This window comes from Citrobacter sp. Ce104, assembly GCF_030334595.1.
Taxonomy (GTDB): domain Bacteria; phylum Pseudomonadota; class Gammaproteobacteria; order Enterobacterales; family Enterobacteriaceae; genus Citrobacter; species Citrobacter europaeus.
Map to the genome: position 1 here is coordinate 170480 of NZ_JAOWDP010000069.1, position 20427 is coordinate 190906.

The window sequence follows — 20427 nt, forward strand, 5'->3', positions numbered from 1 at the left end:
TTTATCCGCCAAAGTGGCCCACGGTTCGCAATTGCTAAAGAATCGTTGGTCGTAAATACCGCAAAATCCTCGCTCTCTCTACCGTTTTACCTTCATTTTTTCATTAACGTGATATGCGATCATTTTTAACAAACGCGCGACAAAATCACTATACATATAACTTAATATCTTTTATACATTAATTGTTCAACCCTGCGACTATTCCACAAAAGAGAAAGCTATATGGAACAGACTACTGATAAGAAAAACGATAATTTTCAGAAAGATGGCAAAGAACAGTTCAATCGCTCGATCGGTCTTATTTCAAACTTTGCGCTGGGTTTTACCTACCTGTCGCCGCTTACCGCCGTCTATTCACTGTTTGCGTTGGCCGTAACGCTGGCGGGGCCGCCTGCAGTTTGGTGGATTTTAATCGTCGCATGTGGACAACTTTTAGTGGCGTTAGTGTTTGGTGAGGTCGCTTCCCAGTATCCAATAACCGGCGGGCTTTATCCCTGGGCCAGAAGGTTGTGGGGCAAGAAGTATGCGTGGATCGCCGCCTGGATTTACCTTTGGGCGCTGGTAGTCACCATTACGTCAATCGCGGAATATACGTCTACGTTTGTTGAATCGCTCTTCCACTATGGTCAGACGCCAGCCACCATGTTGGTGACTTCCGTCCTGCTGCTGCTGTTGATGATGGCGGTTAATATGTCCGGGACTAAGAATCTGGCCCGTGTTGCGAAAATTGGCTTCTGGTGTGAAATCGTCAGCGTGATTGCGCTGGGGATTTATCTGCTGATTTTCCACCGTTCGCAGCCGTTCTCTGTCATCTTCGATTCGATGGGCGTGCTGGCTCATGACGGCAGCTATTCCACCGCATTTATGTCCGCCGCACTGATGGGGCTGTTTATGTTCTTTGGCTTTGAGGCCTGCGGTAACGTTGCGGAAGAGGTGCAGAATCCGAGTAAAAAGATCCCGGTCGCGATGATTTTAAGCATCGTATTTGGTGCGATTTCTGCGATTATTTCCGTAATGGGTTATTTGCTGGCTTCACCGAATCTGGTCAGTATTGTGAATGGCAAAACGTCCGATCCGATCCCGGCTATCCTGAACGAAGCACTTGGCGAAACCGGCGCAACCGTCTTTATCATCGTCGCGATTGTGGCGATGCTGTCTTGCATTCTGTCTCTGCAGGCTGCCTTAAGCCGCCTTATCTTTTCCTTCTCCCGCGACAGAATGCTGCCGGGTAGTGAATGGATGTCAAAGATATCTAAAAATGGCGTTCCGGATAATGCCATGGTCGTCAGCTGTTTGCTGCCGGTCATCATCTGTGTTTGGGTCTATTTTCAGCCAGATAATCTGTCGCGTATTACCGCATTTGCCGTCATCGGGATTTACATTTCGTTCCAGATGGTTGTGCTTGCCGCACTGCGCCAGCGCCTGAAAGGCTGGAAACCGGCCGGGGAGTGGACCATTGGCGGTTGGGGCACAATTGTGAACGTGCTGGCGCTGGCCTATGGATTATGTGGGATTTGGTTGTTGGCGCAACCAGCAGACAGCAGCGACTTCATCGATCGTTGGACGGTATTGTTCGGCCTGGCGATTGTTGTTGGCTCGGGGCTTATCTATATGTGCCTGACCCGACCGTTTGGTCGTTCTGCGGCACCGGAAAATGATGCTATTGCTTACGCTAACAAGCTGAATATAGGCCAGGATAACTAGAAACTAAGGGCCTTCGGGCCCTTAGTTTTGATAGTGATAAAGGATAAAGTAGTCGCTTTGATAAACCACACTACTATTTGCTGGAGCGAGTAATTCACCCACGCGAAAGCGCGGCCAACTGGAGAAGATTATCCTGTTTTCCAGATTGGTCAGAATCACATAATCAGGATGAGCGCAGGAGAGCAGTTCGGCTTCTATCTGACTAACCAGCAGGTCGACGGCAGCGACACCAAGAAACTGATCGTTGTAGTAGACTGGTACTGCCGAGGTCAGGGTATAGGAGATATTGCAGATATAGTCGACGTAGGGACCGTGGATATAGGCTTTTCCTGCCGGAGGTGAGTGTTTAAACCACTCGAAGGTTCTGAAATCCAGTCGTTGTTGTGTGGCCTGATCCAAATCGAGGTGCGCCTGACTCAAACCATTATCCTTTTTATACCACCATTCCAGCAGCCAATACTCTTTTGTTGTTGCGGTACTCTCAATATGGCTGGCAAACCCGGCTCCTGAACAGTAATGATTGTCGTTGAGCGTGCGCTTGATGTGTTGCTGAACGGTCGATCTCACCGAGGGATCGAGGACAACCTCTGCCGAGGGCTTTTGCACCCCGGAAATCGCCTCATGGATGCTCCTCGCCAGCGCAACGGTAGAATCTACGGTAGAGGCGGTAATATCATCAATTTTACGAATTAATGCGCTTAAGGATGTCGAAGAGCTCATTATCTGTCCTGCCTTCACTGATTGTCAGTTCGCGTTATATTTCAGCTTTTTTTCAATAAGGTAATAGGTAAACGTGTCGATGATCCGTGTGGCAAGCTGCACAGATTCCGCCTCGTTGTGCGCCGCCAGCGCATCGGCCAACGCCGAATAAAGCGCGATAATTTCGGCATGAATGTTGTCTGCACGATAAAGTATCGCCACCAGCGATGCCCATTCAGCCTGCACCTGCAGCTCCTGGTTGGCCAGCCGCGCCGAATGCGAACTGGCGGCTATCGCCAGCAGGCAACGCATATCGGCCTGGGTCATCAGTTCAGGTGAGTTTGCTTTACTGAGTACTTCAACAAACTCGCGAAATTTGGCGATATCCGCGCTTGTCATCCGTCTGGAGGCCAGCCTTGCGCTATGGCTGATAATGGCGCAATGCATTTCACCCAGATCAGAAAGGTAATCCGTGCTGATTGCTTTGAACGGATGCAGAGCGATGTTTTTGCCATCGATGTTTTCGCATACGAAGCTTCCGCCATTACGCCCACGAACCGTATGGATAAGATTATTAGCCCGAAGCGTGTTTAGCGCTTCTCTGATGGTGATATGTGAGACACCCATCATCTTTGCCAAATCAGTTTCGTTGGGGAGCTGTTCTTTTGGCTCCAGCAATCCCGTGATAATGGCGTTTGAAAGGCGCTGCACTATCTGGTCTGAACGACTGACCTGCCCGATAGGCGCAAATATGACCGCGTGAGTAATCATAATCTTTTCTGTACTCAATTCCCTGAAACAACGACCATTTTTAACACATGCCCGTCGGGCAAGGAAGGTAAGAATGGCCGAGTCATTTTACATGCCTGGGCGCAACATAACTGCACAGGCGAATGTGTGTCCCGATAACCTCATGATGAGCCGGGCATAACGCGTTGACTCACGATGAAAAACCTTACCTTGTAAATGTGAAAATTAAGTTAAAAATGCGAGGCTTATCATAGTGTCAATGTTGCGCATTTGAAAATGTTTTACAATATATATATTACATAAGATTCTTTATGTATTAACTGGCAGGAGACAGGTATGAAAACCCTGAAGCATTTTATTAATGGGCAATATGTAGCAGGCAGCAGCGAAGACACCTTCGAGCTGGTGAGTCCGGTTGACGGCGAAACGTACGCATTATCTCCTAACGCCAGCGCGGCAGAGGTGGAGCAGGCATATTCGGCGGCGGAGGCGGCGTATAGCATCTGGAGAAAATCGACGCCGGCACAGCGGCAAAAGGCGTTATTGCGCCTGGCTGATGAGATTGAACGCAACGTTGAGCGGTTAGTAAACGCGCAGAGCCAGGAAACCGGTCAGCTTCGCCATTTTATTGAGAAAGAAGAGATCGCGGCATCCTGCGATGCCATCCGCTTTTTTGCCGGCGCGGCGCGCTGTCTTGAAGGGAAGGCGGCAGGAGAATATTCCGCCGGGTTTACCTCAACTATCCGCCGCGAACCGCTGGGTATTGTTGGCCAGGTTACGCCATGGAACTACCCGTTCATGATGGCGGTATGGAAGATTGCGCCAGCGCTGGCGGCAGGCAACACGGTTGTATTAAAACCAAGCGACACCACACCGATCAGCACGCTGCTGTTGGCCGAACTGGCTGCCCCGTTGTTCCCGAGAGGAGCATTTAACGTCGTGTTGGGCAAAGCCAGCACCGGTTCGCTGGTGGTTTCAAACCCGAAAGCCTCGCTGGTTTCGATTACCGGTTCGGTCCGTGCGGGTCTGCAGGTTGCGGCTTCGGCTGCGGCAAACCTGACCAGGGCGCATCTGGAATTGGGCGGGAAAGCGCCCGCGGTGGTTTTTGCCGATGCGGATATGGACAAGGCGATTGCGACAATCGCCACGGCAGGCTTTTTCAATGCCGGGCAGGACTGCACGGCGGCTACGCGTATCCTGGTCGAACAGTCCATTTACGCTGAGTTTCTGGAAAAGCTGATCCAGAAAACGAAGAGTATTAAATTTGGACCGCCAGAGGACCAGGAGGCGCTGTATGGCGCATTAAATAGCAAAAATCAGTTGGAGCAGGTGAAAGGCTTCATTGAACGTTTACCAGCACATGCAAAAATTGAAACCGGTGGACGCGCCGGTCCAGGGCCAGGCTTCTATTTTGAACCGACGATCGTCTCCGGATTGCATCAAAATGATGAAGCTATTCAGCATGAAGTATTTGGTCCGGTAATGACTATTCAATCGTTTTCTACTGACGAAGAAGTACTACACAAAGCGAATGATGTGGAGTATGGTCTTGCCGCCAGCGTCTGGACCAGTAACCATGGTCGCGCGCAGCGCTTCAGCATTGACCTCGATTTTGGCACGGTGTGGATTAACAATCACATTCCTCTGTGCGCCGAAATGCCGCACGGCGGGTTCAAAAAATCGGGTTATGGCAAAGATCTCTCATCCTATTCGCTCGAAGAATACACTCGGGTGAAACATATCATGTGTGACATTTCTGAATAGAGAGGATGACGATGAAAACATTAAGAATAGCGGTGCTTTCATTAGTGATGTTCTCGGGCTTTAGTCTGGCAGAAAGCACCTCGCTGAATACCGTGAAAGAGTATATGGCGGCGTGGAATGCGCACGATGCTTCGCGAGCCGCTCAATATCTTGCTGATGATGCGGTCTATTATGATGCCGCTGCGGGCGAACCAATAAACGGCAGAGAAAAAGCGGAAAAAGAGGTCATCGGTGCTTTTATTAAGGCGGTGCCAGACCTGAGCTGGAAAATGGTGGGTAAACCCGTCTACGACGAAGATACCGTGGCATTCCGTTGGGAATTTTCAGGAAAAAATAGTGGTGAATGGGCAGGGAGTCCGCCGACAAATAATCCGATCAAATTTGAAGGCGTCAGCTATATTCATGTTAAAGCAGGAAAAATCACCTGGCAGGGTGACTATTATGATTCTAAAAAACTGGACGAAGAGTTAAAGCCAGTGAAGTAGTCGGCTGTACCCCTTTAATAATTTGAAGGGGTATATCTCTTATTTGTGTCGTATTAAGGGCAGTGTGTAGCAATAAGGAAAAAAGTTAATGGCAATTACCAGACGTGATTTTCTCAACGGCGTCGCGGTGACTATTGCGGCGGGGCTTACTCCGCTGGAATGGGTCAGGGCGGCAGGAAAGGGAAACGCATTTATAGATGGACACTATTATCCGCCCGCGCTGACGGGGCTGCGGGGTAATCATCCTGGATCGTTTGAAATGGCGCATGCGCTAGGCCGCGAGCATAAGCATTTTGATCTAAACGCTCTGCCCGTTGAGGAAGAGTACGATCTGGTGATAGTGGGGGGCGGGATTAGCGGGCTGGCTGCCGGATGTTTCTGGCGACAACTTGCCGGACAAAATAGCCGGGTCCTGATCCTCGATAACCATGATGATTTTGGCGGGCATGCCAAACGTAATGAATTTACCAGCTCGGGCAAGAAACTACTCGGTTATGGCGGCAGCGAAGCATTCCAGTCACCCGCGCATAATTTCAGTCCTGAGGTACAAAAACTGATGGAAACCGTGGGCGTCAGCGTCACGCGGTTAAAAGAGAGTTTTGACGTAAACTTCTACCCCGACTGGCAGCTCAGTCGCGGCGTTTTCTTCGACAAAAAGAATTTTGGCGAAACAAAAATCGTCAGCGGCGATCCGGGCCGCGCGGTATCTGATGATATCCCGCCGGACAGGCTCAATGGGCGTAAAATTGAAGACTTTATCAATGATTTCCCGCTAAGTGAGAACGACAGAAAAGCACTGATCGACCTGCACGTACGTCCTGGCGATTACCTTCCGGGGATGACGGTCGATGAGAAAATGGAATGGCTGGATACCCACAGCTACAGTGAATTTTTAGCAACAAAAGTTGGTTTGAGCAAAATGGCGCTGCTCTATTTTCAGCAGCGTTCCAATGACTTCTTTGCCATCGGCATTGAAGGCATCTCCTGCAGCGATGCCAGGGCGTGCGCCTTACCCGGCATGGAAGGGATGGGGTTACCGCCGTTGGACGGAGAGTCGCTGGCCGACCTCGAAGAGCCGTATGTTTACCATTTCCCGGACGGTAACGCCGGTCTGGCCCGACTGTTAGTCAGGTATATGCTGCCGGATGCGCTACCGGGTAACACTATGGAAGACTCTGTTCTCGCCAGACTGCATTACGAAAAGCTGGATCTACCAGAAAACACCACGCGTCTGCGCCTGAACAGCACGGTGATAAATGCGGCCAACGTACAGGATGGCGTGGTGGTGACCTATCTGCGTGACGGAAAAATGCACCGTGTGCGCGGTAAGAACACCATCATGGCAGGCTATAACATGATGATCCCGTATCTGGTGCCCGAGATGCCGGAACAGCAGCAGGCGGATCTCAAACTGAACGTGAAAGCACCGCTGGTGTACACCAACGTGGTGGTCAAAAACTGGCAGGCGTTCAAACAGCTTGGCGTACATGAATTTTACTCTCCGGCTGCTCCCTATAGCAGGGTTAAGCTCGACTATCCGGTCAGCATCGGCGGGTACCAACATCCGGCCTCACCGGACGATCCAATGGTCATTCACATGGTCTATGTGCCTACCTATCCTGGCAGTAACCTGTCGGCCAGAGAGCAGTTCCGTCTGGGACGAGCCTATTTACTGGGGACCACATTTGCGGCGCATGAGGAGATGATTCGCTCCCAGCTGCAGGAAATGTTCGGCTCAACGGGCTTTGATAATCAACGCGATATCGCCGCCATTACCGTTAACCGCTGGGCGCATGGCTATGCGTATTACCCCAACTCGTTATTCGATGATATGGATAAAATGCCAGAAATTATCGAGCGGGCGCGTCAGCCAGTCGGTCGCATCGCCATCGCTAACTCCGATTCTGACTGGAGTGCTTATGCCCATACGGCGATCGACCAGGCATGGCGTGCGGTTAATGAACTCAAGGATATGGGGTGATCTATGCGTAATGTAACCGTTCTTGCCGCCTGTTTATTTACCGCCTCTGTTAGCGCTGCGGAGTCTAATGGCGAATATATCGCGCGAATCTCAGACTGTGTGGCCTGCCATACCACTGAAGGTGGTGCTGCGATGGCGGGTGGCAAAAAGTTTCCTACCCCGGTAGGGGATATTTATTCGACCAACATTACCCCAGACAAGACGCAGGGTATTGGTAATTACTCATACGAGGATTTTGAAAAGGCGGTACGTCAGGGAATTGCCAAAGACGGTCATCCGCTCTATCCGGCTATGCCTTATCCCTCTTATGCAAAACTTTCTGACGCGGATGTTCAGGCGTTGTATCGCTATTTTATGCATGATGTCAGGCCGTCTGCGCAACCCAATAAAGAGAATGCTATTCCGTGGCTACTCTCCGCCCGCTGGCCACTGCATATCTGGAACTGGTTGTTTACCGACGCGCCAACAACGACAGCAGTGAATGCGAAACCAGATGACAACGCTGCCCTGGTAAAACGGGGCGCTTATCTGGTGGAAGGTCCTGGGCACTGCGGTTCATGTCATACACCGAGAGGCATGGCGATGAACGAAAAAGCGTATACCAATGCTGATGCCGAGTACCTGAGCGGCGCGATGATCGACGGCTGGTATGCGCCTTCGCTGCGGGGCAGCGGAATGTCAGAGCAGGCGTTAAAATCGCTGCTGCTGACCGGTAAAAGCAAACATGCCGCGGTTTCTGGTTCGATGGCTGAAGTCGTTACGCAGAGTACGCAGTATCTGACTGATGAAGATGCCACGGCGATCGCGCAATATCTGCTGAGCCTGAAAAGCGCGAAGCCTGAAGCGGGGCGTACCGCATCGACTACTGCATCCTGGTCGAATTCACCCGAGGCGGGCAAAGTGACCTATAACCGCTACTGCTCCACCTGTCACGGACTGGAAGGGAAAGGTACGGATGATAACGCGCCTTCTTTGATCAATAACCCGTTGGTCATGGTTGATGACCCGACGCCACTGTTCAGAGTGATTGCCCACGGCGCAGAAACACCGACTACGCGTGGCAACGTCTCCTTTAAGATGCCTGCGTACGGTGGCCTGTTAAACGACACCGAAATGCGCGACGTGATTAACTACGTGCGTAAGAGTTGGGGAGAAGGGAATGGCGAAGTAAGCCAGGAAGACCTGGCTGGCGTTAAAAAAGCGTCACATTAAACAGCATGCCGGATAAGGCGCTTACGCCGCTATCCGGCAGTGCTTATACGGCGTTTACTCTGATAATACCCACCAGTCGTGTAAACGCCGCCGCCATTTCATGCTCTTCGATACTGGCAAATCCCAGCAGCAGTCCGCTGCGCTTCTCTTCATTCACGTAGTAGCGAGACAGCGGGCGCACCAGCAGCCCTTGTGTGTTCGCCTGTTGGGCAATAACAACGTCATCGCTCCCGGCGGGCAACTGTAGAATCATGTGTAGCCCGGCGTTGCTGCTGAAAGAGCCAAGATAATGCTCACCAAGCTGGCGGCTGATAAGCTCCACCAGTGTCTGACGACGACGACTGTACAGCTGGCGCATTTTACGTATGTGCGCCGCGTAGTAACCCTCACGGATAAACTCTGCCAGCGCGGCCTGAATCAGCAAATGTCCGCCGCGATAGAGGTCGTTATGAACTTTCTTCAGCGGTGCGGCTAGCGGTTTGGGCAGCACCACATACCCGAGACGTAGCGCAGGATAGAGTGTCTTACTGAATGTCCCGATATAGATGACCGGCGTCTCTTCTTCCAGTCCCTGCAAAGAGGGGATCGGCTGACCTGAAAAGCGGAACTCGCTGTCATAGTCATCTTCCACTATCCAGCTTCGCGTTTCGCGTGCGCGAAACAGAAGTTGCTGACGGCGACTGAGGCTCATCACCGAACCGAGAGGATATTGATGTGACGGTGTCACAAAAATAAGTTTTGGCGCAGGCTCTCCAGCTTCCGGAGGGACCATGCCTTGTTCATCAACCGGGATAGCCGAAAAATTTACCGCATTGATGCGCAGAATATTTTTGATTCCCCAGTAGCCCGGCTCCTCAATCCAGGCATTATCACCGGGGTTGCATAATGTTCGGGTCACCAGATCCAGCGCCTGGTGAATACCTTCAGTAATCAGAATTTGCTCCGGCGAACACCGCACGCCACGCGCGGTTCGCAGATAGTCTGCCAGCGCTTCTTTTAGCTCATTCACGCCGCCTGCGGCATCGTAAGTAAGAAACTCCGGACGCAGGCGTCTCGCCAGCCTGTCCTGAATTTTTTTGAGTACCCGGTGAGGGAAATGCTCTACATCAGGTACGCCTGGAATAAATGCCCCCCACTGACGGGGACTGGCGCTGGCATGACCCAACAGCTCAAGGCAGCGGGCAGATAAGCGGGTGTGATCCTCCAGAGTGGCAGCAACAGGTTCTTTATTGGGACGCAGGTTGAGATTGTCCAGCACGCTGTCAGTGACAAATGTGCCGCTGCTGGTACGCGCAGAAATATAGCCTTCGGCCTGCAACTGCTCGTAAACCCGCAGGACGGTATTGCGCGATAGCGTCAGCTCTCCTGCCAGATCACGCGACGGAGGCATTCGGGTAGCCGGTTTCAGGCTACCTTCGAGGATGCAACTACAAATGGCGGCATACAGACGACGATGCAGTTTTTCATCTGGCTGCTGGCTAAATGCCTGCTTGATCACATCTCCGGCAAGTGAACGCATTTGGATCCTTAAAATAAAACGATTTGGCTCTCGATTAAAGTACCAGACGGCGTCTAAATTTAAAGGGTAATTCAACCTAAATGTATTAATGGACAAGGTGTAAGAATGAACAATAAAAACCTGCAACAACGTCGTCTGGATGCCACCCCGCGTGGCGTGGGTGTAATGTGTGATTTTTATGCCCAGTCGGCAGAAAACAGCACGATTACCGATATCGAAGGCAATCAGTACATTGATTTTGCCGCCGGGATTGCCGTGCTGAACACCGGACACCGTCATCCTCGCCTGGTGCAGGCAGTCGAAGCACAGCTTCAGGCTTTTACCCATACTGCTTATCAGATTGTCCCGTATGAAAGCTATGTGTCTTTGGCTGAGAAAATCAACGCCGTTGCGCCAATCGACGGTAAGCGGAAAACCACGTTCTTCACCACCGGGGCTGAAGCGGTAGAAAACGCAGTGAAAATCGCCCGCGCGCATACCGGCCGTCCTGGCGTTATCGCGTTTGGCGGCGGTTTTCATGGGCGTACTTACATGACGATGGCGTTAACCGGCAAAGTAGCGCCCTATAAAAAAGGATTCGGCCCGTTCCCTGGCTCCATTTACCATGCGCCGTATCCCTCTGAATTTCAGGGGATTTCTACGGCAGACTCCATAAAAGCGATCGAGCGCCTGTTTAAAGCCGATATCGATCCAACCCAGGTTGCGGCGATTATCTTCGAACCCGTCCAGGGCGAAGGAGGCTTCGTAGTAGCGCCGCCGGAATTTGTGACCGCCATCCGCCGTATTTGCGACGAGCATGGCATTGTGATGATCGCTGATGAGGTGCAAAGCGGGTTTGCCCGTACGGGCCAGCTGTTTGCGATGGATCATTACGCTGATAAAGCGGATCTGATGACCATGGCAAAAAGCCTTGCGGGCGGCATGCCGCTGTCAGGCGTCGTGGGCAAAGCCGAAATCATGGACGCGCCAGCGCCGGGTGGTCTGGGCGGAACTTACGCCGGGAACCCGCTGTCGATTGCGGCGGCTCATGCGGTGCTGGATATCATTCGTGATGAACAGTTGTGCCAGCGTGCGGCGGCCCTCGGTGAACAACTGCGCGCCACTCTGACCGAGGCGCAAACAGGGTGTCCTGAACTGGCCGAAGTGCGTGGCTTAGGCTCTATGATTGCCGCTGAATTCTGTGATGCAACGACGGGAGAACCCAACGCCGCCGCCGCACAGCGCGTGCAGAAGAAAGCCCTTGAGCAAGGATTGCTACTGCTGACCTGCGGTCAATATGGCAACGTTATTCGTTTCCTTTACCCGCTGACCATTCCGCAGGATCAGTTCGCCAAAGCGCTTGATATCATCAAAGCGGCAACCAAATAATCCATAAGTCAAAAGGATACTCATAGCCGACGGTCGTCATCACCGTCGGCTTTTTTGTTGCTATAAATTGACCAATTACACGTCGTTATATATTTACATACATATCGATTGGGTCTATCCTATTCATCATACAAATATAACAACTGTACTCTTCAAGAGAAGGCGCTTGCGTTAGTGGCCTCCAGTCTTTCTACCTAACAAACTGAATTAACGAATGTTAAATAACAAAATTACCCCAGTAGCCTCTGGGTTGTTGACCTTTGCCTGTCTTTCCACCGCCGTAACCGCGCATGCTGAAGATACCGTCATCGTTTCGGCGCCCGCCTCGTCACAATCCTCGTTTTCGAAACATGAACCGCCGGCGAGTGAAAAAAAAGCAATGTTAGGTAGCCTTGGCGAGCGTGAGCTGATTGATGTTCCCTGGTCGGTACAGACCTTGTCGAAAAGAGTGCTGGATCAGCAACAGATCAAAGACGTGAAAGATGCCTATCGTTACCTACCTTCCGTTCAGGGGGACGGCGTCCGCCCGCAAACCCGCGGCATGCAGGGGAGTGTGGTACAGAACCATATGATTGATGGCCTGAACGCCGTCTCCACGACGGAATATTCGACTGAACAGTTCCAGAGCATAGACGTGTTGAATGGAATAGCCGGATCATTGTACGGCCCAGCCAATCCGGCGGGGATGTTTAATCTGGTGTCTAAACGACCTGTCGATACGCCGTTACATCGCGTAACCGTAGGGCAAGGTACAGGGTCGGGAACGCTGACGTCGATGGATTTCAGCGGCCCAATCGATGAGGGAGACCGGGTGAAATATCGCCTTAACTTGCTAAATGATGAGGGCCGTAGTTACACCACCGATAGCCATGTCCGTCGACAGTACGCAGGATTAGGGCTGGATTTTCAACTGACAGATCAAACGGTGCTGGAGAGTAATTTCAGCTATTACCATTACTATGAAAAAGGCATGCCAGGGAGTTTTGCCCTGGCGAAGGGCGTTCACTTCCCCACGGCATTTGATCCTACGAACAGTAAATATGGTCAGTCTTATGCGGGTCATGATGACGAAACGACCACCGCCGATATGCATATTAAGCATGATTTTGACGGTAACTGGATGCTGGATCTGGGGGCGCTACACCAGGTCGCAGATCGAGAATCGACGGCAGTGACTAACACTCTGACGAATAATCGGGGAGATTACACCACCACAACCGCCAATTCGGCGGCCAGTCGCTTTACCATCAACAGTTATTTAGCGAACCTGACCGGTAGCATTGATACCGGCTGGCTGACGCAGGACATTTCTACCGGAATGCGTGGATTTGTATGGAAAAACTATAATCCCAGAAACGGGGGAACCTTCACCCTTGGGCATTCTTCTCTTGATCAACATCCCGACTACCCACGACCACCATATCCGGACTTTAACGATCGCTATCATTCAGCAACGACCACTCAGCATGCGTTTTTGCTAAGCGATACGCTGCATTTTTCCCCGCAGTGGAGCTTGCTGCTTTCCGGTAGTGAGAACCTGTTTACCGTCAGTAACTACAACAAAACTGGGCATGAAAGTAGCCGTCAGAAAGACAATGGCATGAGCGGTTCTACCAGCCTGATGTATAAACCGGTGGAGAGCGTCACGCTGTATACCACCTGGGCGGACAGCTTGCAGCAGGGCGATACCGCACCCGCTGGGGCGCGCAATGCCGGGCAGGTATTAGATCCCTACCGTAGTCGCCAGGTTGAAGTGGGCGCAAAATATGCGCCAGTAAAGGATCTGCTGCTTACCGCTGCGCTGTTTGAAGCTAAACGCCCCTTTGCCTATACCAACGACAACGGTGATTTTGCCCAGGACGGAACGCAGAAAAACCGAGGACTGGAACTGATGGCTGATGGGCATATTACCCGAAATTTGCGCGTGTTAGGCGGCGGAGCCTGGCTTGATCCGGTGCTACATAATACCGCGGCCAGCAATGCGGATGGTAAGCAAGTTGTTGGTTTACCACGCTTCGCCTCGAATATCCTCGCGATCTACACCATTGAACGGGTTCCAGGACTGGATGTCGACACGAACGTGCATTATGTCGGGCGTCGGGCTACCGATAACGCCAATGACAGCTGGGTCGGGAGTTACACCACGGTGGATATCGGCACGCGTTATGCCACCAGGCTATGGAACACGCCAACCACCTTCCGGTTTGATATCACCAACCTCACCGATCGTCACTACTGGACCAATATTGTTCCCGGCGCATTGACCGGTTACACGGGGGCAGGGGCTGCCAGCGCGCAACTTGGCGCACCGCGTCAGGCTCAGATTTCTGTTCAGGTTGATTTTTAGAGGTTACTCATGAAAACGTGCCACACATGGCTGCTTTGTGTGTGGCTGGCGTTTCCTGCCCTGGCAACACGCCAGGTTGTGGATGATGCTGGTCACACGGTTACCGTTCCCATGCAAGTTGAGCGTATTGCTGATGGCTGGTTTGCTCATCATTCGGTACTGATGACGCTGGGTGCTGGCCGTAACATTGTTGCGACGGTGAACCATGAGGAGAACCAGCCCTGGATGTTCAAAATCAATCCTTCCCTGAGACAAGCCTTACAGATACGGGGAACATCATTCAATAGTGAGGATTTGCTGGCCCGGCACGTCGATGTGCTGTTTGTGGCAAAAGGAAAAGGGGATGCTCAAAGTTACAGCCAGGCGGGCATCCCGACTCTTGAAATGGCATTTACTGACTATGCTTCGATGGAAAAATCGGTCACTACAACTGCAGAAGTGCTGGGTACCGGGCAAGCGCGCGCCCGGGCGACGGCTTACAATCAGTATCTAAACCGTGTACTCGCTGACGTGCAGGCTAAAACGGCGGGATTAACGGCAAACCATCGCCCACGGGTACTCCATATTCAATCGCTGAATCCGCTTAAAGTCGACGGCAGGCACACGTTGATCGATACCTGGATTACGCTTGCGGGCGGATTGAACGCGGCAGGAGAAGTGAACGGCAATATGAAAGAGGTATCGCCTGAGCGGGTGCTTTACTGGCAACCGCAGGTCATTATTCTCGGGGCGGGTTGCGGTGATATCGGCAATTCACCCTACGCGGCATTGTTCAAAGAACTTGACGCGGTTAAGCAGGGTAACGTTTGGCGTAATCCGGCGGGCGTGTTCCCTTGGGATCGTTACGGTACTGAAAGTGCGCTGCAGCTGCAGTGGGCTGCATCAAAACTGCATCCTGCGCTGTTTAGCGGTTTGGATATGGTCAGCGTGACGCGAGATTTTTATCGCCAGTTCTTCGATTATTCGCTTACTCAGGAGCAGGCGATGCGAATTTTAAATGCGTTACCTCCACAGGAGTAGCGTCCACGTGTAAAGACTGGCGCGCTAGGGATTGCACGCCATATTTACCCCTTTTAAATGTGGGATTTGATGCGACGCATGATGATAATGGGTTGCCAGCTATCACGTTATATAATTTAATGCATATCGATTTTACTCCTCTATCCAGATGGTATCCCATGTTTACTTTCCGTTCTTTTGTGCTGGTATGCGCCAGCATGTTGTTTGCATTTTCTGCCCAGGCCGACCGTACGATCACCGATCAGCTTGGTCGTCAGGTCACGATAGCGGACCACATCGACAAAGTGGTCGTGCTGCAACACCAGACCTTAAATATTCTGGTTCAGCTCGATGCGCAGCAGGACATTGTTGGCGTGATGTCGAGCTGGAAAAAACAGCTCGGGCCTGAGTTTGAACGCTTTATGCCGACAATTTCCACATTGCCGACACCGGGCGACCTCACCAGCGTGAATATCGAAAGCCTGCTGGCGATTCATCCACAGGTGGTGTTTGTCGCTAACTATGCGCCTGCGGAGATGATCCAGCAGATTCAAAACGCCGGTATTCCAGTCGTGGCTATCTCGTTACGTAGGGACGCCGCAGGGCAACAGAATAAAATGAACCCGACCATGGCCGATGAAGAGCAGGTTTACAACGAAGGGTTAAAGCAAGGGATTCGCCTGATTGCGGACGTGGTTGGGCGTAAACCGCAGGCCGAGACATTAATCGACTACGTTTTTGCGGCACGGGCAAAATTTAATGCGCCGGTTGCAAAAATCCCGGATGCGCAAAAAGTCCGTATTTATATGGCTAACCCCGACCTGATGACTTACGGCTCCGGGAAGTACACAGGACTGATGATGCAGCACGCGGGGGGATTAAACGTGGCGGCTGCCAGTGTGAAAGGTGCCCGTCAGGTTGCGCTGGAGCAGGTACTGGCGTGGAATCCGCAGGTGATTTTTGTGCAGGATCGCTATCCGCAGGTGGTGACTGAGATCCAAAATGATCCTAACTGGCAGGGGATTGATGCGGTGAAAAATCATCGCGTCTGGCTGATGCCTGAATACGCTAAAGCCTGGGGCTATCCGATGCCGGAAGCGTTGGCGATCGGTGAGCTATGGATGGCCAAGAAACTGTATCCGGATGCTTTTAAAGACGTGGATGTTGATGCGCAGGCGCAAGACTATTATCAGCGTTTTTATCGCGTGAACTGGCAGTCTGATGCAGCTAAGTAACCGCTTTTTACCCCAGCAGCCGATTTTGATCGCGGCGGTCCTGTTGCTGGGCGTCAGTTCGCTGTGCCTCGGGCAGTATCCGCTTTCGTTGCGCGAGGTATTTTATCACCTGACGCACTTTAGCGATGCCGAAGGGATTGCCGGTCAGGTCATCTGGACGGTCAGGCTACCGCGTATTCTGATGGCGCTGCTGGCGGGTGGCGCGCTGGGTTTATGCGGCGCGACGCTGCAAGGAGTATTTCATAATCCGCTGGTCGACCCGCATATAATCGGCGTGACGTCCGGGGCCGCTTTTGGCGGCACGCTGGCTATTTTGCTCGGTCTGTCGCCGTGGTTGATGATGGGTTCAACGTTTTTCTTCGGCCTGACGGCGTTGATCCTGGTATATGCCATTGCTGCGCTGCAGGGGCTGGAAAATACGCTGGTGCTGATCCTGTCGGGTATCATTTTGAGCGGCTTTTTTGCCGCGCTGGTGAGCTTGATTCAGTATCAGGCTGATACTGAAGAGACGTTACCCAATATCGTGTTCTGGCTGCTTGGCAGCTTTGCGACGGCCAACTGGCATAAAGTACTGCTGCTGGCGATTCCGGTCGGTATTGCCGCGACGGTTTTGTACCAGCTACGCTGGCGGATAAACCTGTTATCGCTTAATGACAAAGATGCCAGAGCGCTGGGCGTCGCGGTTGTTCCTTTGCGACGCAGCGTTTTGGTGTGCTGCGCATTTTTAGTCGCCGCTCAGGTGGCGGTTAGCGGCAGTATTGCCTGGGTTGGGTTGGTTATTCCTCATCTGGCGCGTTTGCTGGTGGGCGTTGATCACCGTCGTCTACTGCCGTGCGCCTTCTGGCTGGGGGGCGGTTTTATGATTGTAGTGGATGATATTGCACGCACCCTGATGCATGCGGAGATACCGTTGGGGATTATCACCGCATTATTCGGCGCGCCGCTGTTTGCTTTTTTACTCATCCGCTCCAGCCGTCGGGAGAAATCATGAAACCTGCCGCACTGCGTGTAAATCAGCTGACTTATGGGTATCGCGCGCCGCTGTTTGACCCGCTTACGTTCTGCTGCCAAAAAGGCGAGATCTGGGCTGTGCTGGGACGTAACGGTCTGGGTAAAAGTACGCTGCTCGATACGCTAACCGGCACGCTGCCTGCTTTGGGAGGCAGTATTGAAAATAACGGTGGGATAGGGATTGTGGCACAGCATAGCCATCTGCCGTTTCCTTATACGGTGAGTGATGTGGTGTTGATGGGGCGAGCACAGCACGTGAAGCTTTTTGCGCAACCGAGCCAGCAGGATCAAAAAAGAGCAACGCAGGCGCTGGAGCAGTTAAATATTGCGCAGCTTGCTTCCAGCTCGTTTAGCTCACTTTCCGGCGGGCAACAACAACTGGTGATGATAGCCCGGGCACTGGTGACTGAGTGTCAGACGCTTTTGCTTGATGAACCATGTTCCGCGCTGGATCTTGCTAATCAGCAGGTGGTGCTTCAACTCATCAGCGATCTGGCCCATTATCAGGGATGCAGCATTCTCTTTTCAACCCACGATCCGCTGCATGCGCTACAGATAGCCACCCATACTTTGCTGCTGCTCCCCGAAGGCAAATGGCGGGCAGGACCTACGGACAGCATTGTGACGGAAGAAAATTTGTTCCTGGCCTATGGCTTACCACTGCGAAAACTTAGCGTGGAGAACCACCACACGCCGTTTATCGCGCCGTTGTTTTCTATTCGTCGTTAAGCGGTAAGAATCCTGCGGCGGTAAGAAACGCCTGCCCGTCGCGGGAAAGTATGAATTCAACCAGCGCCATCACTTCTTTGGATGCATCAAGCACCGCCAGTTGGTATTCGCAGTGAATATTGTGCTCATCAGGGATAGCCACGTAATGTACGTCGGGCAACGCGCGCAGCGTGTGTGCGTAATGCGCGTAACCGATAAACAGATCGGCCAACCCCTGGCGCAGGATCCAGGCGCTTGCTATTTCTCCTTGCGGGATTTTTATCGTATCACGACCACCAACCAGCGGGATGGCGCGCGTTCGAAGCTGTTGTCCGAGTCCCGGCTCCAGTACATCCATGTTGTCGAAAAATGCCCAGGTATAGTCTCCGGAAGGGTCACAGCCGGGCGTTGATGTACCTGGTCGCAGCGTTGGGTCGCGCAGCAAATCCAGCCAGGCGCCGGTTCGATTGCTGACCAGACTCAGTTGATTCCAGCTAAAGGTCTGCGTGAAAACCGCTTTCTTCTGAGCCAGCAGACGTTGCGGATGCTCCCGATTGGCCGAGGCAAAGAGCGCACAGGTTTCACCTGCTTCAATCCGCTCGCGCAATAAACCGGCCGGACCATATTCAACCTTAACGTCTATTCCGCTCTGGTGTGTGAACTGGCTTATCAGTGGAGTAAATGCCGGGCGTAAACTGCCTGCGGCGAACAGGAGGATGGAAGAGGGCATGGTATCCGTTCTCTGGCGAAAGACATTATGCGAAGAAGATGAATGATACGCGTTGATCATGGAACTTAGAATGATTTAGCGCAGTGCTATTGAATCATCATGGAAAATGATAAAACTGAAGGATACAAACCAGAGATAAAAAGAGAGTTTTGAAGGGAAATAGCACCAAATCAAAGAGATGATTTGGTGCGTCCGAGTGGACTCGAACCACCGACCCCCACCATGTCAAGGTGGTGCTCTAACCAACTGAGCTACGGACGCAAGATGGTGCGTTCAATTGGACTCGAACCAACGACCCCCACCATGTCAAGGTGGTGCTCTAACCAACTGAGCTATGAACGCAACGTTGTAGGTGACAACGGGGACGAATATTAGCGGCACAGACCGAATGAGGCAAGAGGGAAATAGCATTTTTCTTCCTGATCTCACGCGATTGCAGAGTAATTAAGCAAGTTGATTATATTTTGTTGATTTTGCAGCGTGTTTTTTATTCAGACAGCGAACTGGAGCATACCAGGGGCGGTTTGCATTACAGGGGCGCTCAGACTTTAAGCGCTGTAAGGATCGTGGCTTCTATTTTTTCTGGGGTAGTGAAGGGGGCAAAACGCTTGAGCGGCTTGCCGTCACGCCCAATCAGGAACTTAGTAAAATTCCACTTGATCCGCCCACCCAGCACGCCGGGTAATTCGTCTTTCAGGTAACGAAACACCGGGTGTGTAGCGGCACCGTTGACTTCCACTTTCTCAAACATCGGGAAGCTCACACCGTAGTTGATGTGACAGGTTTGCGCGATTTCGTCTGCTCCACCGGGCTCCTGATTACCGAACTGGTTGCAGGGAAAACCAAGCACTACCAGACCCTGCGCGGCGTACTTCTTGTAGAGCGCTTCAAGGCCTGCATATTGTGGCGTGAAACCACAATGGCTGGCGGTATTAACCACCAAAACCAGTTTGCCAGCGTAGTCGGCCATAGAGATGGGCTGGCCATGCAAACTGGTGGCAGTTAGTTGATGAAAGGGGGTCATGCCGGATTCCTCAAATAAGATAGCATTACTCATGTTGCCCGCGAGTGACAGGCTTCGCTGCGTATCTATTTATTATGATCGCAACTGCAGGATTAATAAACTTGCCATTGGTGCAGGGCAAAAAGAGAAATTCTCTGCGGTTCAGTTATGGACATTCCATAATTTATATTAACCAGGCTGACGAGCGTTCCATTCGTCGCGCGTGATTTCCCAGAGTTCAGAATCCAGCAAACCGCTGACATACTCTTTCTTTTCTGTCCTGATAAGCCGCATGCCGCTACTGTCTGAAATACGTTTGGAACGGATATGAGGAGACTATATAGCGAACTATCTCCCAGCGTGGATAAAGCACCTGAATCTGCGAGGCATCTTCGGCTTCTACTGGTTTTAACAGCAAACGTTTCGTATGGAGTTTTGGTATTTTCATACTCACTTTTCCTGCTCAAGCAAGAGAAAAGAATCAATGTGGGGAGGATTTTGAAAAAATATTAATAACCAGAACCCCAGCACAAATAAGAAGCATGCCTGCGATCGCCGGAAAATCTAGCTTTTGCCCACTTACCAACCAGCCCAAAAGGCTGATTAATACGATTCCAGCACCTGACCAAATTGCGTACGCAATACCCGTTGGAATGGTCGACAGGGTCTGGGAGAGAAGATAAAAGGCTGTGCAGTAGCACACAATAGTTGCTACAGATGGCCATAAGCGTGTAAATCCGTCAGAGAACTTCATCAGGGTTGTTCCTATGACTTCCGCTACGATGGCCCCGGCAAGGAAAATGTATGAATTCAAAATCTGATCCCATGTAACAATCTAAAACAATTATCGTATCACATAGGGTGAGATGCGTTTGAACGCAACGCTAACTACTTTAGTTTAGTTTAAAAAAT

General features: G+C 51.7%; 17 protein-coding genes, 2 tRNA genes and 1 pseudogene. 11 read left to right on the forward strand and 9 right to left on the reverse strand.

Going from position 1 to position 20427, the window contains the following annotated elements; genetic code table 11:
- The first annotated feature begins 222 nt into the window (after positions 1 to 222).
- The gene (locus OGW16_RS23595) at positions 223 to 1704 is read left to right on the forward strand and encodes an APC family permease (protein ID WP_286519066.1); all 1482 of its coding nucleotides are present in this window, start codon (positions 223 to 225) and stop codon (positions 1702 to 1704) included.
- A 21-nt stretch (positions 1705 to 1725) separates the two neighbouring features.
- Here OGW16_RS23595 and OGW16_RS23600 read toward each other — a convergent pair whose 3' ends face one another.
- Together OGW16_RS23600 and OGW16_RS23605 are read right to left on the reverse strand one after the other, a co-directional pair.
- Positions 1726 to 2424 (reverse strand): cache domain-containing protein, encoded by a 699-nt coding sequence (locus tag OGW16_RS23600; protein ID WP_043016534.1) that lies wholly within the window; start codon positions 2422 to 2424, stop codon positions 1726 to 1728.
- A gap of 24 nt (positions 2425 to 2448) precedes the next feature.
- On the reverse strand, positions 2449 to 3174 hold the full coding sequence (locus OGW16_RS23605; RefSeq protein ID WP_286519068.1) for a FadR/GntR family transcriptional regulator: 726 nt from the start codon (positions 3172 to 3174) through the stop codon (positions 2449 to 2451).
- Positions 3175 to 3489: 315 nt separating this feature from the next.
- Between OGW16_RS23605 and OGW16_RS23610 the strand changes: the two genes are divergently transcribed.
- The 4 genes from OGW16_RS23610 to OGW16_RS23625 all read left to right on the forward strand — a co-directional run bounded on the left by OGW16_RS23610 (position 3490) and on the right by OGW16_RS23625 (position 8595).
- On the forward strand, positions 3490 to 4917 hold the full coding sequence (locus OGW16_RS23610) for a gamma-aminobutyraldehyde dehydrogenase (protein ID WP_181634655.1): 1428 nt from the start codon (positions 3490 to 3492) through the stop codon (positions 4915 to 4917).
- 11 nt (positions 4918 to 4928) lie between these two features.
- Complete coding sequence (locus OGW16_RS23615) at positions 4929 to 5402, forward strand: ester cyclase (protein ID WP_087050624.1); 474 nt, start codon at positions 4929 to 4931, stop codon at positions 5400 to 5402.
- An 88-nt stretch (positions 5403 to 5490) separates the two neighbouring features.
- Positions 5491 to 7383 carry an NAD(P)-binding protein gene (locus OGW16_RS23620; protein ID WP_213731854.1) on the forward strand — a complete coding sequence of 631 codons (1893 nt, stop codon included), beginning with the start codon at positions 5491 to 5493 and terminating at the stop codon, positions 7381 to 7383.
- 3 nt (positions 7384 to 7386) lie between these two features.
- Positions 7387 to 8595, forward strand: a complete 1209-nt coding sequence (locus tag OGW16_RS23625; RefSeq protein WP_087050622.1) for a cytochrome c — start codon at positions 7387 to 7389, stop codon at positions 8593 to 8595.
- A 43-nt stretch (positions 8596 to 8638) separates the two neighbouring features.
- Here the strand turns inward: OGW16_RS23625 and pdxR are convergent, their stop codons facing one another.
- Positions 8639 to 10114, reverse strand: a complete 1476-nt coding sequence (gene pdxR, locus OGW16_RS23630) for a MocR-like pyridoxine biosynthesis transcription factor PdxR (protein WP_087053214.1) — start codon at positions 10112 to 10114, stop codon at positions 8639 to 8641.
- A gap of 105 nt (positions 10115 to 10219) precedes the next feature.
- Here pdxR and puuE point away from each other — a divergent pair, with 105 nt between their 5' ends.
- From puuE to OGW16_RS23660, 6 genes are all read left to right on the forward strand, one after another.
- Positions 10220 to 11482: a 4-aminobutyrate transaminase gene (gene puuE / locus OGW16_RS23635; protein ID WP_286519072.1), complete on the forward strand. Its 1263-nt coding sequence runs from the start codon at positions 10220 to 10222 to the stop codon at positions 11480 to 11482.
- A 214-nt stretch (positions 11483 to 11696) separates the two neighbouring features.
- On the forward strand, positions 11697 to 13829 hold the full coding sequence (locus OGW16_RS23640) for a TonB-dependent receptor (protein WP_047411559.1): 2133 nt from the start codon (positions 11697 to 11699) through the stop codon (positions 13827 to 13829).
- 9 nt (positions 13830 to 13838) lie between these two features.
- Positions 13839 to 14849 (forward strand): ABC transporter substrate-binding protein, encoded by a 1011-nt coding sequence (locus OGW16_RS23645; protein WP_043016525.1) that lies wholly within the window; start codon positions 13839 to 13841, stop codon positions 14847 to 14849.
- A gap of 158 nt (positions 14850 to 15007) precedes the next feature.
- Positions 15008 to 16063: an ABC transporter substrate-binding protein gene (locus OGW16_RS23650; RefSeq protein WP_043016524.1), complete on the forward strand. Its 1056-nt coding sequence runs from the start codon at positions 15008 to 15010 to the stop codon at positions 16061 to 16063.
- A complete protein-coding gene (locus tag OGW16_RS23655) occupies positions 16050 to 17054 on the forward strand; it encodes a FecCD family ABC transporter permease (protein WP_043016523.1) in 1005 nt (334 codons plus the stop codon). Before OGW16_RS23650 ends, OGW16_RS23655 begins: the two co-directional genes overlap by 14 nt.
- On the forward strand, positions 17051 to 17803 hold the full coding sequence (locus tag OGW16_RS23660) for an ABC transporter ATP-binding protein (protein ID WP_043016522.1): 753 nt from the start codon (positions 17051 to 17053) through the stop codon (positions 17801 to 17803). Before OGW16_RS23655 ends, OGW16_RS23660 begins: the two co-directional genes overlap by 4 nt.
- On the opposite strand, the gene OGW16_RS23665 is transcribed toward OGW16_RS23660, so the two are convergent.
- The 6 genes and pseudogenes from OGW16_RS23665 to OGW16_RS23690 form a co-directional block, all read right to left on the reverse strand.
- A complete protein-coding gene (locus OGW16_RS23665) occupies positions 17790 to 18512 on the reverse strand; it encodes a substrate-binding domain-containing protein (RefSeq protein ID WP_043016521.1) in 723 nt (240 codons plus the stop codon). The genes OGW16_RS23660 and OGW16_RS23665 overlap by 14 nt on opposite strands.
- Before the next feature lie 184 nt (positions 18513 to 18696).
- Positions 18697 to 18773: transfer RNA gene (locus OGW16_RS23670), tRNA-Val, on the reverse strand.
- A 4-nt stretch (positions 18774 to 18777) separates the two neighbouring features.
- A tRNA-Val gene (locus OGW16_RS23675) sits at positions 18778 to 18854 on the reverse strand.
- Positions 18855 to 19053: 199 nt separating this feature from the next.
- On the reverse strand, positions 19054 to 19536 hold the full coding sequence (locus OGW16_RS23680; RefSeq protein ID WP_043016478.1) for a glutathione peroxidase: 483 nt from the start codon (positions 19534 to 19536) through the stop codon (positions 19054 to 19056).
- 168 nt (positions 19537 to 19704) lie between these two features.
- Positions 19705 to 19963 (reverse strand): annotated as a pseudogene (locus OGW16_RS23685) (hypothetical protein).
- 33 nt (positions 19964 to 19996) lie between these two features.
- Entirely contained in the window at positions 19997 to 20329 is a 333-nt protein-coding gene (locus OGW16_RS23690) for an EmrE family multidrug efflux SMR transporter (protein WP_063941528.1), read from the reverse strand.
- Positions 20330 to 20427: the final 98 nt, after the last annotated feature.